Raw genomic sequence first — 16,604 nt, forward strand, 5'->3', positions numbered from 1 at the left:
GGAGGGTACTACAATGTTCATGCAGGCTTTACTGATAACATTGGTTGCTATAGTTGCTACGATTGATTATAACGGGCCGTTATTTATGATTCATCGTCCTTTAGTAACTAGCGCTATGGTAGGTCTTGTACTGGGGGACTTGGTACAAGGAATTATTATTGGCTCAGTATTAGAGCTAACTTGGTTAGGTGTAACGGGAATAGGAGGCTATACTCCACCTGATACAATTTCAGGAGCAATTGTCGGGACAGCTTTTGGTATTATGTCTGGTCAAGGTGTAACGGCAGGTATTGCTATTGCGATTCCAATTGCTGTTGCAACTCAACAGTTAGATGTATTGGCTAAAACGGCTGATATATACTTCGCGAAGAAGGCAGATGCAGATGCTAGAAAGGGAGATTATAGCAAAATTGGTTTTTATCACTATTCTAGTCTCATACTAATTATTTTATTTAAGATAGTTCCTATATTTTTAGCGATTATGTTGGGTGGCGAATATGTAGCAGATTTATTTGCTAAAATTCCTCCAATTATTATGCAAGGTCTAAATTCAGCAGGGGCTTTATTGCCTTCAATTGGTTTTGGTATGTTGCTCAACATGATGCTTAAGAAAAAATTATGGGTATTCTTGCTAGTTGGTTTTGTATGCTCAGTTTATGGAGGGATATCCACTATTGGTATCTCACTTGTCGGAATGATTGTAGCATACTTCTATGATTTAATTCTGAATCAGCAACTTCAATCAGCTAATATAAATGTTACTAATGAGGAGGAACTAGATTTATGAAAAAGATAAAATTAGACAAGCAAGATATTCAGAAGGTATTTCTAAGAAGTTTTATGTATGGAGCTTCTTGGAACTATGAGCGTATGCAGAATCTGGGTTTTCTTTACACTATTTTGCCTGTACTGAAAAAATTATACCCGGATAGTAAGAGTGCTTCGCCAGCTATGCAACGACATTTGGAGTTTTTTAATACTCAACAGAGTGCAGCACCTTTTATATTAGGTGTGACAGCAGCGATGGAAGAACAGGAAGGAAACAGCGGTGCAGATTCAGTTACAGGTATCAAGGTAGGTTTGATGGGACCGTTGGCGGGTCTTGGAGACAGTTTGATATGGTTAACTCTAGTTCCAATTTGCTTTAGTATAGGAGCTTCATACTCAAAAGATGGTAATGTTCTTGGATTGATCTTGGCTCTAGGTATTTTCAATCTAATTAATATTCCTTTGAAGTATTTTGGATTAAACTTTGGATACAAAAAAGGTTCTGAATTAATAACAGCCAATGCTTCCAGAGGAATGCTCGAGCGTATAACCAACATGGCGAGTGCGCTAGGTTTAGTATTGGTTGGTGGATTAATACCACAGATGGTTGGAATTAATTTTGGATTGGAATTTAAACAGGGAGAATTGGTTATTTCAATACAGGAAATTATTACAAAATTGATTCCGGGTTTTATTCCTATGGCTCTAACTTTACTAATGTGCAGATTGATCCGCAAAGGTAAGAATCCTGTCGTTTTAATTTTTACTCTTATGACAATAGGGGTTATATTAGTGGTTTTAGGAATCTTGAAATAAATAAAGTTAGGAGATGATGTGGGATCATCTCCTTTCCGTAGAAGAGGTAAGTATGAAGATATGGTATCAGCAACCAGCGTCTCAATGGAATGAAGCATTACCGATTGGAAATGGTCATATTGGTGGTATGATCTATGGAACACCTGTTAGAGATTGTGTTCAGTTAAATGATGAGACCATTTGGTATCGTGGTAAAACTGATCGAAATAATCCAGATTCATTCGAGAATCTATCTAAGATTAGAAAACTTATTTTGGAAGGAAAGGTTGAGGAAGCAGAAGAATTAGTTAAGTTGACAATGTTTGCTACGCCAAGAGACCAGAGTCATTACGAATTACTTGGAGAATTGTATATTGAGCATACTAATCTAGAAGTTGAAGATGTAATAGATTATCGAAGGGAATTAGATTTGGATACTGCAATATCCAGTGTAGAATTCTTATCTAATAAAACAGGAGTTAGATACAATCGTCAGTATTTTACAAGTTTTTCTGATAATGTTTTGATTTGTAAAATCTCTTCTTCTAAATCAAAAATGTTACAACTTAAAATAAACCTAGGTCGAAAGAAACGATTTAATGATGGTGTTTCAAAAATTGGCACCTCTGGAATTTGTATGTATGGATCTGCTGGTGGAAAGAACGGAACTAGATTTAAGGTTATATGTTCAGCGCAAACAGATGAGGGAACTGTTTCTGTTCTAGGAGAGACACTATTAGTTACAGATGCAACAGAAGTAATACTCGTGTTGAGATCGCTATCAAATTATTGGGATCCGGATAATTGGGAAGAAATTGAAGATTTACAACCATCTGTATCCATTACTAGACATATTACGAGCTATCAGAAGCAATTTAAGCGCATAGAATTTTTATTAAGCTATTCTAAAGCATCTGAAATAATTCCTACAGATAGACTGTTGGTAGATTATAAAAATCATGAGCAATATTTGACTACATTAATGTTTCATTATGGTAGATATTTGTTAATATCATCTAGTCAACCTGGAGGTCTTCCATCTAATCTTCAAGGAATATGGTGTGATGAAATTAATCCTATTTGGGGCTCGAAATATACTATTAACATTAACACTCAAATGAATTATTGGATGGTAGGCCCTTGTAATATGGCTGAGGTTGAATATCCACTTTTTGAAATGCTTGCCAGAATGATGGAACAGGGAAGCGAGACAGCAAAAAAAATGTATGGTTTAGAAGGTTTTACAGCTCACCATAATACAGATGGTTTCGGAGACACTGCTCCCCAGTCACATGCCATAGGTGCAGCGATCTGGGTTATGACCGTCCCTTGGCTATGTACACACATTTGGGAGCACTATCAATACTTTCGAGATATTTCTATTGTAGAAAAGTATTTTAATTTAGTAAAAGAAGCTTTTAAATTTATTGAAGGGTATTTATTTGAAGTTGATGGAAAGTTATTAACTGGTCCAACTGTATCTCCAGAAAATAGTTATTTTCTTCCAAATGGTAAAACTGCTAGCATTTGTTTGTCTTCTACAATCGATAACCAAATACTTAGATATTTTTTTGACTCTTGTATAAAGATGAATTTGCTATTAGGAGGAGAAGTTGATTTTGAAAATAGAATAAAACAACTAAAACATAAATTACCATTAACTAAAATTGGTAAATATGGACAAATCCAGGAGTGGTTGGAAGATTATGATGAAGTAGAGCAAGGGCATAGACATATTTCACCACTATTTGGTTTATATCCATATGATGAAATTGATATTGTTAAAACACCCGAATTAGCGAACGGGGCCAGAATAACAATACAAAGAAGATTAAAAAATACTTCATTTTTGGATTGTAATAATCGAGAACAGGTGATTACGGATTGGCTTGATGGAGGTCTTCACGAAAATACTCAAACAGGATGGAGTGCAGCATGGTTAATACACTTTTTTGCTCGCTTACAGGAAGGTGAAGAAGCCAGGAAGATGATTCTTGAATTATTTAGAACAGCTACTTTAGGTAATTTATTTATGGATCATCCACCATTTCAAATTGATGGGAATTTAGGCTTAGTGAGTGGAATATGCGAACTATTGGTTCAAAGCCATAGAGAAGAAATTGATATTTTGCCAGCATTGCCTTTGGAATGGACTACAGGGATTATTAAAGACATTAGAGTAAGAGGAGGCTACAATTTACACATTGAATGGAGTAATTGTAAGATTGATAAATTGTTTATATATGGAGGTTGTCCAGGTGAAGAAGTTAAAATCAACGTTTATAATAGATGTCTAGGTTCAAAAGAACAAATAATATTAAAATTTGATAGCAACGGAAATGCACAGTTTAAACAATAGTGAAATTATATGAATATTTATCTGAGAGTAATTGATAAGTTATTGAGGTAGTCAATATATCTTACTAAAAAGGTTCTTGATAACAAACTGCACCCCAAAAGTTAGAAAACAAATCTAACGCAAGGGGTGCAGTTATTCTGTAATTAGATTATAAAGAAAAGATTAAAATGTATTACTGAATATAGTATCATGTATATAGGTCCATCAGCAATAAAAATTTAATGCGAAGTAAATCGCATAAAGTTAGTGATCCGACTGATAGATATATTGTTTGCAAATTTCAAAATCATGTGAGCCTCCTAGTCGTGGTATTCTCCACGATCCCACTTTTCAAGAAATTCAGTAAAGAACTCTGGATTAGCCTGCTCTTGATTGAGCGTTTCAACTGCAGCAATCTTTTCAATCAAACGTTGGTTTTCTTCAGTCGGTTTGTATTCTGCTTTAATGAAGGCTTCAATGATGTCGCACATGAGCAACTCACCTGTAATCTTTCCTCCAAAACCAATGACGTTGGCATTTAACTCTTCTTTTGCATAGAGTGCAGAGGTCATATCACGAACCAGGGCTGATCGAACGCCAGGTACCTTGTTTACAGCATTGTTGATTCCAACACCTGTTCCACAAATACAAATTCCCAAATCTGCTTGCCCGCTCACAACTGCTTCACCAACTTTTTTACCAAAGATTGGGTAATGAGTACGAACATTGTCATAAGTCCCAAAGTCCAATACTTCATATCCTTGATTTTTCAAATAATCTACCACAGCAATTTTTTCATAGGTTACAATGTGGTCACAACCGATTGCAATTTTCATCTCTTATTCTCCTTTGATTACAACAATTAGCACATTTTATTTAGCATATCAACACGAATTTGGTGACGGCCGCCATCATACTCACCTTCAACAAATCCTTTAACGATATTTTTAGCAATTCCTTCTCCTACAATCTCACTACCGATTGTAATAATACGCGAATTGTTGTGTCCTCTTGTCATATAGGCAGAGCGTTCGTCTGAAACTTCTGCTGCGATCATCCCTTTGACTTTAGTTGCGGTCATAAATGGACCAACACCATAAGCATCAATCACAATGCCAAGATTTCCTTCCTCTTGATTAACTTCTGCAACTACTGCCAAAGTTGTATCAACAAAATCACTTCCATCACTGACATCTTTAAAGTCATATGATTTTTCTAGCAAATAATCTTTAATAACGTCTTTTAGTTTTGAACCCGCTGGATCAGCACCGATAATGATTGTCATAACCTATCTCCTAACAAAAATAGAAAGTTGTAGCCATATTTGGCAGAAAATCTTTGTTTTGCAAAACTTAGAAAAAGCGTTTTCGCTTTTTATGTTTAAATTATACAACCAAACAAACACAAAGTCAACATATTTTGTTTTATTTTTGTTTATTTTTTTCGTATACAAACAAAAAACCAACATTTCACTGTTGGTTTTGATAACTTTATGATTTTGTAGTGATAATTTCGATGTGCTTACTTAATAATTGGTAATTTTCATCCTTTGCAGTCATATCTGTCACTAGAGCAGTTACATCATTCAAATCACAAAAGGAAGTAAAATCATCTTTTCCAATTTTCGAGGCATCCAGTAGTAGATATTTTTCTAAAGAATGTTTAATGGCAATATTTTGCGTATAGGCTTCCGCTAGGGTAGAGGTCATGACATCAGTTCCCTTAAGTCCGTTACCTGAAAAGAAAATCTTGCTGAATCGCATTTTTTCTAAACTTGTATTGGTAATTTCTCCTACAAAAGATTCTGTCACTTGACGATATTCTCCCCCCAAGAGAAAGACTTGAAACTCCTCGGTCTTCTTTTGAGATAGGATGGTAAAAACAGGCATACAGTTTGTGATGACCGTTAGGCGAGGATTTTTAATGGCTTCAGCCAGAAAGGCCACTGTTGTTCCTGGGCCTAAGAACACCGTGTCTCCATCTTCTATCAGTTGTGCTGCTCTTTCCGCTATCTCTTGCTTGGCTTCCTTATTCTGAATGTGTTTCTCAGAATGGGAATATTCCCGATATTGAAAAGCCTTATTACTTCTAGCACCGCCGTGAATTTTTGTCAAGACACCTTGCTCTTCCAATTCAATAAAATCACGTCGAACAGTCATATCAGTAACATTTAGCAATTCAACAATCTCAGAAATTCGAACTGTGCCTTTTTTGTTTACCAATCGTGTAATTTCTTCTAGTCGTTCTCGTTTATTCATGTTTAATCCTTTGTTGTTTTATTACATTATATCAAAAATAAACAAGAATATGTTGGATTTTTGAACATTTGTTGAAAAGAATTAGTCGGAAGAGTCAGAAAGGTAATGGTTTATTAAGAAAAATAGGTAAGAAATAGATGAAATCCCCCCAAAAACTTCTCAAAGTCCTTTCTTAAAGTAATTTTTGAAAATATTTTTTTATCTGTAGGTGCTCGGTAATAATTGTAGTAATCGCTAGTTTAAATTTTTATATTTCCCCAAACAACTTCCGCAAAATCTTCGGCGTAATGCTCTGACCAGGTCCTGCGTAGGTATAGGTATGCAGGTACATGGCTGGGTTAAAGTTAAGCTCGATACAGGTGCAGTTGGGCTCTTCCTTGCTGGCGGGCTTGGTGCGGTCAGGAATAATCAAATCTACACCGCAGGCCCAGGCTCCCATAGCAGTCGCCATATCAGCAGCCAGTTGTTTGTAGGATTCATCCATTTGGTCGGTCATGTCAATGGAGTCGCCACCGGTGGAGATATTGGAATTGCCACGCAGAAAGGCTTGGACGCCTTCTGGCAAGACCGTATCAGGCGTATAGCCTTGTTGCTCCAACATAAGCAGTTCGATATCACCCAGATTGATGATTTCAAGCGGTGAGCGGTGATCTCGACCCCGCAGGGGGTCTTGGTTTTTCTTGTTTACTAATTCACGAATGGTTGACTGTCCATCCCCAACGACATTGGCTGCGACGCGGAGCAGGACAGCCTCGCACTTGCCGTCAAGGATAAAGAAACGGTACTCTGTTCCCGCTACAAACTCCTCAACTAGTACATGGCTATCTTCTGAAAAGGCGATATCCAGAGCTTTTTCATAGTCCGCTTGGCTGGCTGGTTCTTGGAAGATAGAGATGCCGAGGCCGAAGTTGGTGGATTTTGGTTTGACAACAATAGCAGAGCTGGCTACCTGTCCGTAATAGCGCTGGGCATCTTCCTTGTTAGAAAATTCCGCTCCCGCAGGCACTGGGAAACCAGCCTGGTCTAGAATCTTCTTGGTCACCACCTTGTTGGCCATGGCCAGAGGGATGACGTAGTTGTCCTTGGAGGTCATGTTGCCATTTTTGATGTATTCAACATGATCACCATGCCAGAGCTTGAGAAACTGGTCTTCTTCATCCAAAATCTCGACATGCAAGCCCATTTGAATGGCGTCAAAGAGAATCATCTGGGTGGAGAGTTCCATGTTTTCATAGCCCTTGAGGGCGTAAGGGGCTGTCCAAGCATAGTCATGGAAGAGCTGGCCTTGCTGCTGGCCAAAGTGTTCCAAAGACCCGTCTTCAACCTGCTCTGCTATTTTTCCAGAAAGGGTCAAACGAGGGTCTTGAAGGGCTACCTCCACCTGAGCGACGAGCTGACTGTAGTAATCATCTAGTCTGAAATGCTGAACGATAGCCTTCATGGTGGTCAGGATAGGGCTGGCGTCTGCCTCTGCTGGTAGGGGGGTGTGGGGATGACTGAGGGTGATGCGGTTGTTGAGGTCTGCTGCCTGAGCTAATTCCTTGTCAACCTGGTCCATGTCATCAAGCCAGAGCAGAGCTAAGGCAAAGAGGTGGGTGGTGTCGAGGGTTTCTTGGCTAATGGCCAGAGGCTCGAAGGGGTTGAGGTCGAAGTTGCGGAACTCCAGATAGGTGATGCCCTTGGTCAAAAAGTCCCGGCTGGTCTTGGCACCGCGGAGGCGAACCGCAGAGTAAAATTCCTTTTCAGCAGACAACTGCCCGCTAGCCACAGCCTGCTCGATGTCGGTCACGTATTGCTCTAGGGAAGAGAAGGAGATGTGGACATCGGGGGCGTTGACATAGCCGTAGTTGGAATTGCGGATAGACCGCACGCAGCCAATTTCCTCTGTCAAAAATCCTTTTTCAGCCAGACTACTTGCTCCGTAGAGGTAGGTCAAGAGCCAACGGTAGCGTAAGAAATTCTGGGCCAGTTTGAGATAGAGGGCGTTTTTGAAGGGGATGAGGTCGTCGTAATCGCTGGCTTCAAAGAGTTGCTGGGTCAGGTCCTTGCCGAGTTCAAAGTTGTAGTGGATGCCTGACATAGATTGAAGTAGCTTGCCGTAGCGTTCTGCCAAACCAACACGGTACTGATACTCATAGTCACTTTCCAGTTGAGCAATCTGAATTTCATCCGCTGAAATCACAGGTGGCATAGACAGAGGCCAGAGGTATTCCGTTTTTTCCATAGACCGCACTGCTACATCCGTGATAGCTCCGAGGAAACGGCGGGCTTCCTTGGTCGAATGAGCTACTGGTGTAATCAGTTCTAGTTGCGGCTCGCTGTAGTCCGTTTGGATATAGGGATGAAAGCTGCGCGAGCCCAAGCTCTCAGGGTGGGGCGTTTGAGCCACACGGTTGTCGGAGTTGATGCGTAAGGATTCTCGTTCCAAACCAAAGGTGGCTTGGAGGATGGGTGCGGTAGAGGGCAAGTGTTTCAGCATAGTGTCTATTCCTGTCATTTTCTTATTCCAATTTTATCTAGTTTGTTGAAGAAATACAAATTTTCGCTACGTTTTGGCTTGAAAATCCAGAGAAACCGACCAAAGGCAAGGTTCAGACTTCGGAATTTTCCATCAAAGGACATAATATTTTTGTAAAAACAGCACCAACAATCGTATTTTGCTTATTTTAGAAACAGTCAAAAAATAAAAGTTCGTAATTTTTGAAATACGGGCTATTTCTTGATGAAACGTTCGTTTTTTGATAGAATAGATTGTAAACGAAACTTGCAGGTGAAATTCCTGCCAGAAGTGTTTGAAAGGAATTGGACACCAAGGAAAAGTTGGAGCTGTCAAAGGTTTAAAGGCAGACTTTCTAGTCGATTTGTGGTGTTCTAGGTATCTTAAATTATGACATCAGTAGTTGTTGTTGGAACCCAGTGGGGCGATGAAGGAAAAGGCAAAATCACGGATTTTCTCTCTGCCAATGCGGAAGTCATCGCACGTTATCAAGGTGGTGACAATGCCGGTCACACCATCGTCATCGACGGCACCAAGTACAAATTGCACCTGATCCCGTCAGGAATTTTCTTTCCAGAAAAAATCTCTGTCATCGGTAACGGTGTCGTGGTCAATCCAAAATCCTTGGTTAAGGAAATCAACTATCTCCATGATTCAGGTGTGACGACAGACAATCTGCGCATTTCAGACCGCGCTCATGTCATTTTGCCATACCATATCAAATTGGACCAATTGCAGGAAGAAGCCAAGGGGGATAATAAAATCGGGACAACCAACAAGGGTATTGGTCCTGCTTACATGGACAAGGCTGCGCGTGTGGGTATCCGTATCGCCGACCTCCTGGACAAGGATATTTTTGCAGAACGTCTCCGTACCAACTTGGTTGAGAAAAATCGTCTTTTCGAGAAAATGTATGAATCAACGCCAATCGAATTTGACGAGATTTTTGAAGAATACTACGCCTACGGTCAAGAAATCAAGCAATATGTGACCGATACGTCTGTCATCCTCAACGATGCTTTGGATCAAGGCAAACGCGTCTTGTTTGAAGGTGCGCAAGGGGTTATGTTGGATATTGACCAAGGTACTTATCCATTCGTTACCTCTTCAAACCCTGTTGCCGGTGGTGTGACGATCGGTAGTGGCGTCGGTCCAAGTAAGATTGATAAGGTTGTCGGTGTATGTAAGGCCTATACCAGCCGTGTTGGTGATGGACCATTCCCGACAGAACTCTTTGATGCAACGGGTGACCGTATCCGTGAAATCGGTAAAGAATACGGGACAACAACTGGCCGTCCGCGTCGTGTAGGCTGGTTTGACTCTGTTGTCATGCGCCATAGCCGTCGTGTATCAGGTATTACAAACTTGTCACTCAATTCTATTGATGTTCTATCAGGCCTTGAAACAGTGAAAATCTGTGTGGCTTACGACTTGGATGGTGAGCGTATTGACCACTATCCAGCTAGCCTTGAGCAACTCAAACGTTGCAAACCAATCTACGAAGAAATGCCAGGATGGTCTGAAGATATTACAGGCGTGCGTAGCTTGGATGAGTTGCCAGAGGCGGCCCGCAACTATGTTCGCCGTATCAGCGAATTGGTCGGTGTCCGTATCTCGACGTTCTCGGTAGGACCAGGTCGCGAACAAACCAACATCCTTGAAAGTGTCTGGAGTTCTAAATAGGATATTGAGCGGGAAATCAGTAGAGTTAGGAGGAGAAAAATAGTATGTTCCTCATATTGGGTGTTACTGGAGTCCTGTTCTTATTCAGCATATTGGTGGGCTACCTGGTTTTCGTGGTTGCTTGGAGTTTGCCACGTATGGAGGATAAACAGCAGCATCGTTACTATTTGATAGGCTCCTTACTAAGTCTGCTCCTATTTCCCTTTATTGGACCCTTGGTTTTTCCTATATTTGGCTTTAGCCTCGGTTATGGAATTTCTGCTCCACTGTCAAAAGGGTGGAGAACCTTCTTGATAATAGTAGGAGTGGTATTGCTGCTCTGTTCAGGTCTAGCTCTTTTTTGGATTGCCGAAACCGTGTTGGATCTATATTCAAATTAAAGATTGAAGGGCAAGTTCTATCTGAACTTGTTCTTTTTTGATATTCTGCTATAATAGATTTTACTAGATTCTATAAAATAAAGAGGTTTACAAATGGAAGGTTTATTTTTACCCCTAATCATGGTGGCTATGGTTGGTTTCATGTTTTATTCACAGCGTAAGCAACAGAAACAGCGTCAAGACGCCCTTAGTCAAATCAAAAAAGGTGACGAAATCGTGACCATCGGTGGCTTGTTTGGTATCGTTGATGAAATCGACGACAAGAAGGTCGTTCTGGATGTGGACGGTGTCTATTTGACTTTTGAACGCGGAGCCATTCGCAATCGTGTGACGCCGGCTACCACGACAACAGTAGTAGCAGAAGAACCAGCTCTAGAAACGGTTGAGCCAGTTCAAGAATCAGTTATTGAGGAATAAAGACGAAAAACCAGGGGAATCCTTGGTTTTTATCTTATCCTCATGATGTGCTTTTTGCTTAAAAACTAGAGACTGTGGTATAATAGACTGATTATAGCTTGAGGAAAAGTCATGTTTAAGTGGAATTTTAAGAAAAAAGAGAAGTTTGAGACGCCTGTGGAGGTGCCCAAACATATTGCCATCATTATGGATGGGAATGGGCGCTGGGCCAAAAAACGGATGCAGCCTCGGATTATGGGTCATAAGGCCGGTATGGATGCCCTGCAAAAGGTAACAAAAACAGCGTCTAAACTAGGGGTCAAGGTCCTGACAGTCTATGCCTTCTCAACGGAAAATTGGTCCCGTCCTGAGAAGGAAGTCAAATTTATCATGAATTTGCCGGTTGAATTTTACGATAAATACGTGCCGGAGCTTCATGCCAACAATGTGAAAATCCAGATGATTGGTGACCATTCTCGCCTGCCAGAGGCGACCTTGAAGGCACTGCGGATGGCAGAAGAAAAGACCAGGAGAAATACCGGTCTCATCCTCAATTTTGCCTTGAATTATGGCGGTCGTGATGAGCTGTCTCGTGCGATTAAGGCGATTTCGCAGGATATTTTGGATGCTAAGTTCAATCCAGGGGATATTGATGACAAGCTGATTGCTGATTATCTGTATACAGGTAGTTTGCCGGTTTCCCTGCGAGACCCTGATTTGGTCATTCGGACCAGTGGTGAACTCCGTCTCAGTAATTTTTTGCCCTGGCAGATAGCCTACAGTGAGCTCTACTTCACTGACGTGGCCTGGCCGGACTTTGATGGAGAAGCTCTGCTATTAGCCATAAAAGAATACAATCGTCGCCATAGAAGATTTGGTGGTGTGTAAGGAGAAATGATGACAAAGGAACTAAGAACACGGGTGATATCGGCGGTCGTTGCACTGGCCCTCTTTATCCCTGTTATATATATTGGTGGGGTGACCTTCCAGTTGGTGCTGGGGCTCTTGGCCATGCTGGCTACTGCGGAATTGATGCGGATGTACAAGCTGGCGCCTAATTCCATTGAGGGTATCCTGGCCATGCTGGGAAGTTTTGTCTTGACCCTTCCGCTTGAGAACTATCTGCCATTTTTGCCGACGGATGGGAACTATGTGGCCTTTACGGTCATTGTCTTTATTCTGATGGGTTCGATCGTTTTCCATACAGGCACCTATACTTACTCAGAAGTGGTCTATCCTATTGCCAGCAGTTTTTATATCGGGGTTGGTTTCCACAATCTGGCCCTGGCGCGTATGGATAGTCTCAACAAGCTATTCTTTGCCCTGCTGCTTGTCTGGGCGACGGATATTGGTGCCTATATGCTTGGTCGTCAGTTTGGCAAGCGCAAGCTGGCTCCTCTGGTATCACCTAATAAATCCATTGAAGGTTTTCTCGGTGGGATTGCTTCGGCAGTTGTAGTGGCAGCCATCTATCTCATCTTCTCCAAGGAAATTCGTGACGTCTATTCAATTCCCTTGATGCTGGTCTTGGCGGCTGTATTTTCTGTCGTGGCCCAGTTTGGAGATCTGGTTGAGAGTGCTATCAAGCGCCGTTTTGGTGTCAAGGATTCTGGTAATCTGATTCCAGGGCATGGCGGTATCTTGGATCGTTTTGACAGTGTCATTTTTGTCTTTCCAATCATGCACTTCTTCGGCTTATTTTAAGGAGGTTCCATGAAGGGAATTTTAGCATTTATTTTTATATTTGGCGTGATTGTGGTTATCCATGAATTTGGTCACTTCTATTTCGCCAAAAAAGCAGGCATCCTAGTTCGGGAATTTGCCATTGGTATGGGTCCGAAAATTTTCGCTCATACGGGCAAGGACGGGACGGCCTATACGATTCGTATTCTTCCGCTTGGCGGCTATGTTCGTATGGCTGGCTGGGGCGAGGACAAGACGGAGATTAAGACCGGGACACCGGCCAGTTTGACCCTCAATTCAGACGGCATTGTGACTCGAATCAACCTATCGGGTAAGGGCTTTGATGTCAACAGTCTGCCCATGAATGTGACCGGCTTTGACTTTGAAGATAGGCTGGAAATCACTGGTCTGGTCCTGGATGAGACCAAGACCTATAAGGTGGACCACGACGCGACCATTGTCGAGGAAGATGGGACGGAAGTCCGCATTGCACCGCTGGATGTCCAGTATCAAAATGCGACGATCTGGGGTCGGCTCATGACTAACTTTGCGGGTCCCATGAACAACTTTATCCTCGGTGTTTTGGCCTTCACCCTGCTTATGTTCATGCAGGGCGGTGTGGCCGATACGTCTAGCAATCAGGTGACGGTTGTAGAGGGTAGTGCCCTTGCAGCTGCTGGATTAGAGACTGGAGATAAGATTCTCTCGGTCAATGGTCAGGCAACAGATTCTTACGCCGATATTTCTAAGGTGATTGGGCAGGCAGTGCAGGATGCTAGCAGTGCTCCTAAGTTTGACTTGCTTGTGGAGCAGGACGGGACTGAGAAGAATGTGTCTGTGACTGCCAAGCAGGAAGATGGCACCTACAGACTAGGTGTTTCCCCTATTTTGAAGACGGGTGTCTTGGACAAGATTATTGGTGGTGTCCAGCAGGCCGGAGTGACAGCTCTCATGATTGTCACAGCCTTGAAAAATCTGATTGCCAGCTTTGATGTCAAGCAACTAGGTGGTCCTGTGGCTATCTACTCTGTCAGCAATCAAGCGGCTCAAGATGGTTGGATGTCCATTATTGGACTGATGGCTACGTTGTCGATAAACGTAGGAATTTTCAATCTCATTCCGATTCCGGCCCTTGATGGTGGTAAAATTGTTATGAATATCCTGGAAGGAATTCGTCGCAAACCGCTCAAGCCAGAAACGGAATCCTACATCACGCTGGCAGGCGTTGCAATCATGGTCGTCCTCATGCTGGTCGTGACCTGGAATGACATTATGCGGGTATTTTTCTAAAATAAAATTTGCAAGGAACTGAATGCGTGCTAAACGCAGGAAGTTCTGAAAACTAAGAAAAAGAAAGGAACAGAGAGTTTTTAGATTTAAACTCGAGCGAAAAGCTCGGAATTTAGATAAACGACTTCTGAAATCAGGATTTCAGGTCGTTTCCTAAAATTCGGTCGCTTTTTGGTCGCTCTCTGTATCATCAACATGAAACAATCTAAAATGATTATCCCGACTCTTCGGGAGATGCCTTCTGATGCGCAGGTCATCAGTCATGCGCTTATGGTGCGTGCTGGTTATGTGCGTCAGATTTCCGCTGGGATTTACAGCTATTTGCCGTTGGCCAACCGTGTGATTGAAAAAGCCAAAAATATCATGCGGGAGGAATTTGATAAGATTGATGCTATTGAATTTTTGGCACCAGCCCTCTTGTCAGCCGACATTTGGCGCGAGTCTGGTCGTTACGATACCTACGGTGACGACCTCTACAAGCTCAAAAACCGCGAGGGTTCCGACTTTATCTTGGGTCCAACCCATGAAGAAACAGTGACATTATTGGCGCGTGATGCGGTGCAATCCTATAAGCAATTGCCACTCAATATCTACCAAATCCAGCCTAAATACCGCGACGAAAAACGTCCACGTAACGGTCTCTTGCGCGGTCGCGAATTCATCATGAAGGATGGCTACAGTTTCCACGCTAGCTACGAGAGTTTGGATGAAACCTACGACGATTACAAGCGTGCCTACGAGGCGATTTTTACTCGTGCTGGTCTGGAATTCAAGGCTATCATCGGTGATGGTGGTGCCATGGGTGGTAAGGACAGTCAAGAATTTATGGCCATTACACCAGACCGTACCGACCTTGACCGCTGGGTTGTCTTGGACAAGTCGGTAGCTTCTTTTGACGAAATTCCAGAGGACGTATTGGCAGCCATCAAGGCGGAACTTTTGGCTTGGAATGTTTCTGGTGAAGATACCATTGCCTACTCTAGCGCGTCTGGCTACGCTGCCAACCTAGAAATGGCAACCAGCGAGTACAAACCAAGTACAGCAGTTGTCGTCGAAGAGGACTTGGTTAAAGTTGCTACACCTGATGCTAAAACCATCGATGAGGTGGCATCTTTCTTGAATGTTGCGGAAGAGCAGACCATTAAAACCATGCTCTTTATGGCTGACGGAGAGCCAGTTGTTGCCCTCCTTGTTGGCAATGATCAAGTTAACGATGTCAAGTTGAAAAACCACTTGGCAGCAGATTTCTTTGATGTAGCAAGCCCAGCTGATGCAGAAAAAGTCTTCGGTGCTGGATTCGGTTCCCTTGGACCAGTCGGCTTGCCAGAAAACATCAAGATTATTGCAGACCGCAAGGTGCAAGATTTGAAAAATGCTGTTGTTGGTGCCAACGAAGATGGTTTCCACTACACAGGTGCCAATGCAGGGCGTGATTTCCAAGTGACTGAGTATGTGGATATTCGCGAAGTCAAGGAAGGCGAGCCTTCTCCAGACGGACACGGTGTGCTCAACTTTGCCCGCGGTATCGAGATTGGTCACATCTTCAAGCTGGGTACGCGCTACTCAGACAGCATGAATGCGACGATTTTGGATGAAAATGGTCGTGCCATGCCGATTATCATGGGTTGCTACGGGATTGGTGTTAGCCGTCTCTTGTCAGCAGTTCTGGAGCAACACGCTCGCCTCTTTGTCAATAAGACGCCAAAAGGTGAATACCGTTACGCTTGGGGCATCAACTTCCCTAAAGAATTGGCACCGTTTGATGTACATTTGATTCCAGTCAATGTCAAAGATGAAGAAGCGATGGCCTTGACCCAGTCAATCGAAACAAGCTTGGTAGCTGCTGGTTATGAAGTCTTGACAGATGACCGTAACGAGCGTGTCGGCGTTAAATTCTCTGATAGTGACTTGATTGGCTTGCCAATCCGTGTGACGGTCGGTAAGAAAGCTGCCGACGGCGTGGTCGAAGTCAAAATCAAGGGCACTGGCGACACTGTCGAAGTCCATGTCGACCAGCTCTTGGAAACTTTGAAAATTTTGAATAAGTAACAAATAAAGGAGAGGTTGGGCATAAAGTCCAGCCTCTAACTATTTTATTATGTGATTTTTAGTTCGGGAGCGAGAAAGAACTCGATAGATGAAAAGAGAGTTCGTTTTCCCCGCACAGCTTCAACTGTTTGGGAGACAGTTGAAGGTCGGAAATTGAGCGAACTCAGTTCGCATCATACGTAAAGGTCTGGTTCGGAGCGTAAAACACGAAGTGCTGAGGATTGTTTCACAATCCCAATTTCCCACCTTTCACAGTTCCCCAAATTGTGAAAGCCAATCAACCCCTGCGCTGAGATGTTGACACAAACTAAAGAAAGCGAGCCTAGGCTTTTATACGAAAACTCAAAAGAATGCAAAAACTCCTTCCCTATGATATAATCAAAGTGAAATTTTTTTATGTTAGGCTACTAGCTCGTCCCTAGTAGTCTTTTTCTGTGCTAAAAATTCAGGATACGTTATCTGCTCTT

13 protein-coding genes are annotated in these 16,604 nt (G+C 42.4%); 9 read left to right on the forward strand and 4 right to left on the reverse strand.

What is annotated here, in order from left to right:
* The first annotated feature begins 13 nt into the window (after positions 1–13).
* Genes ACHBIE_RS03070 through ACHBIE_RS03080 form a run of 3 tightly spaced genes read left to right on the forward strand, consistent with a single transcriptional unit; the run spans position 14 to position 3,922 of the window.
* Positions 14–787, forward strand: coding sequence for a PTS mannose/fructose/sorbose/N-acetylgalactosamine transporter subunit IIC (locus ACHBIE_RS03070; protein WP_277937364.1), 774 nt, complete (start codon positions 14–16; stop codon positions 785–787).
* Entirely contained in the window at positions 784–1,584 is an 801-nt protein-coding gene (locus tag ACHBIE_RS03075; RefSeq protein ID WP_277937365.1) for a PTS system mannose/fructose/sorbose family transporter subunit IID, read from the forward strand. The genes ACHBIE_RS03070 and ACHBIE_RS03075 overlap by 4 nt, the downstream gene beginning before the upstream one ends.
* 52 nt (positions 1,585–1,636) lie before the next feature.
* Positions 1,637–3,922: a glycosyl hydrolase family 95 catalytic domain-containing protein gene (locus tag ACHBIE_RS03080; protein ID WP_394732689.1), complete on the forward strand. Its 2,286-nt coding sequence runs from the start codon at positions 1,637–1,639 to the stop codon at positions 3,920–3,922.
* 299 nt (positions 3,923–4,221) lie between these two features.
* On the opposite strand, the gene lacB is transcribed toward ACHBIE_RS03080, so the two are convergent.
* The 4 genes from lacB to gshAB form a co-directional block, all read right to left on the reverse strand.
* On the reverse strand, positions 4,222–4,737 hold the full coding sequence (gene lacB, locus ACHBIE_RS03085; RefSeq protein ID WP_394732690.1) for a galactose-6-phosphate isomerase subunit LacB: 516 nt from the start codon (positions 4,735–4,737) through the stop codon (positions 4,222–4,224).
* A 26-nt stretch (positions 4,738–4,763) separates the two neighbouring features.
* A complete protein-coding gene (lacA, locus tag ACHBIE_RS03090; RefSeq protein WP_002941127.1) occupies positions 4,764–5,186 on the reverse strand; it encodes a galactose-6-phosphate isomerase subunit LacA in 423 nt (140 codons plus the stop codon).
* A 205-nt stretch (positions 5,187–5,391) separates the two neighbouring features.
* Complete coding sequence (locus ACHBIE_RS03095; protein ID WP_024397918.1) at positions 5,392–6,159, reverse strand: DeoR/GlpR family DNA-binding transcription regulator; 768 nt, start codon at positions 6,157–6,159, stop codon at positions 5,392–5,394.
* Between the two features lie 247 nt (positions 6,160–6,406).
* Complete coding sequence (gene gshAB, locus ACHBIE_RS03100; RefSeq protein ID WP_394732691.1) at positions 6,407–8,656, reverse strand: bifunctional glutamate--cysteine ligase GshA/glutathione synthetase GshB; 2,250 nt, start codon at positions 8,654–8,656, stop codon at positions 6,407–6,409.
* Between the two features lie 390 nt (positions 8,657–9,046).
* Between gshAB and ACHBIE_RS03105 the strand changes: the two genes are divergently transcribed.
* From ACHBIE_RS03105 to ACHBIE_RS03130, 6 genes are all read left to right on the forward strand, one after another.
* Positions 9,047–10,339 carry an adenylosuccinate synthase gene (locus ACHBIE_RS03105; RefSeq protein ID WP_105122235.1) on the forward strand — a complete coding sequence of 431 codons (1,293 nt, stop codon included), beginning with the start codon at positions 9,047–9,049 and terminating at the stop codon, positions 10,337–10,339.
* A gap of 473 nt (positions 10,340–10,812) precedes the next feature.
* Positions 10,813–11,136: a preprotein translocase subunit YajC gene (gene yajC / locus ACHBIE_RS03110; RefSeq protein ID WP_105111707.1), complete on the forward strand. Its 324-nt coding sequence runs from the start codon at positions 10,813–10,815 to the stop codon at positions 11,134–11,136.
* 111 nt (positions 11,137–11,247) lie between these two features.
* Entirely contained in the window at positions 11,248–12,003 is a 756-nt protein-coding gene (locus ACHBIE_RS03115) for an isoprenyl transferase (RefSeq protein ID WP_105111706.1), read from the forward strand.
* A 9-nt stretch (positions 12,004–12,012) separates the two neighbouring features.
* Positions 12,013–12,819: a phosphatidate cytidylyltransferase gene (locus ACHBIE_RS03120; RefSeq protein ID WP_105122233.1), complete on the forward strand. Its 807-nt coding sequence runs from the start codon at positions 12,013–12,015 to the stop codon at positions 12,817–12,819.
* 9 nt (positions 12,820–12,828) lie between these two features.
* On the forward strand, positions 12,829–14,088 hold the full coding sequence (gene rseP / locus ACHBIE_RS03125; protein WP_394732692.1) for an RIP metalloprotease RseP: 1,260 nt from the start codon (positions 12,829–12,831) through the stop codon (positions 14,086–14,088).
* Between the two features lie 195 nt (positions 14,089–14,283).
* Positions 14,284–16,137, forward strand: coding sequence for a proline--tRNA ligase (locus tag ACHBIE_RS03130; protein WP_105122287.1), 1,854 nt, complete (start codon positions 14,284–14,286; stop codon positions 16,135–16,137).
* Positions 16,138–16,604: the final 467 nt, after the last annotated feature.

This window comes from Streptococcus sp. A23 (genome assembly GCF_043674155.1).
In the GTDB taxonomy this organism is placed as follows: domain Bacteria; phylum Bacillota; class Bacilli; order Lactobacillales; family Streptococcaceae; genus Streptococcus; species Streptococcus suis_V.

What these genes read in the sequence shown, in the direction of transcription:
- ACHBIE_RS03070 (WP_277937364.1), top strand. Translation starts at nt 14, where the DNA reads ATGTTCATGCAGGCTTTACTGATAACATTGGTTGCTATAGTTGCTACG.
- ACHBIE_RS03075 (WP_277937365.1), top strand. Translation starts at nt 784, where the DNA reads ATGAAAAAGATAAAATTAGACAAGCAAGATATTCAGAAGGTATTTCTA.
- ACHBIE_RS03080 (WP_394732689.1), top strand. Translation starts at nt 1,637, where the DNA reads ATGAAGATATGGTATCAGCAACCAGCGTCTCAATGGAATGAAGCATTA.
- lacB (WP_394732690.1), bottom strand. Translation starts at nt 4,737, where the DNA reads ATGAAAATTGCAATCGGTTGTGACCACATTGTAACCTATGAAAAAATT.
- lacA (WP_002941127.1), bottom strand. Translation starts at nt 5,186, where the DNA reads ATGACAATCATTATCGGTGCTGATCCAGCGGGTTCAAAACTAAAAGAC.
- ACHBIE_RS03095 (WP_024397918.1), bottom strand. Translation starts at nt 6,159, where the DNA reads ATGAATAAACGAGAACGACTAGAAGAAATTACACGATTGGTAAACAAA.
- gshAB (WP_394732691.1), bottom strand. Translation starts at nt 8,656, where the DNA reads ATGACAGGAATAGACACTATGCTGAAACACTTGCCCTCTACCGCACCC.
- ACHBIE_RS03105 (WP_105122235.1), top strand. Translation starts at nt 9,047, where the DNA reads ATGACATCAGTAGTTGTTGTTGGAACCCAGTGGGGCGATGAAGGAAAA.
- yajC (WP_105111707.1), top strand. Translation starts at nt 10,813, where the DNA reads ATGGAAGGTTTATTTTTACCCCTAATCATGGTGGCTATGGTTGGTTTC.
- ACHBIE_RS03115 (WP_105111706.1), top strand. Translation starts at nt 11,248, where the DNA reads ATGTTTAAGTGGAATTTTAAGAAAAAAGAGAAGTTTGAGACGCCTGTG.
- ACHBIE_RS03120 (WP_105122233.1), top strand. Translation starts at nt 12,013, where the DNA reads ATGACAAAGGAACTAAGAACACGGGTGATATCGGCGGTCGTTGCACTG.
- rseP (WP_394732692.1), top strand. Translation starts at nt 12,829, where the DNA reads ATGAAGGGAATTTTAGCATTTATTTTTATATTTGGCGTGATTGTGGTT.
- ACHBIE_RS03130 (WP_105122287.1), top strand. Translation starts at nt 14,284, where the DNA reads ATGAAACAATCTAAAATGATTATCCCGACTCTTCGGGAGATGCCTTCT.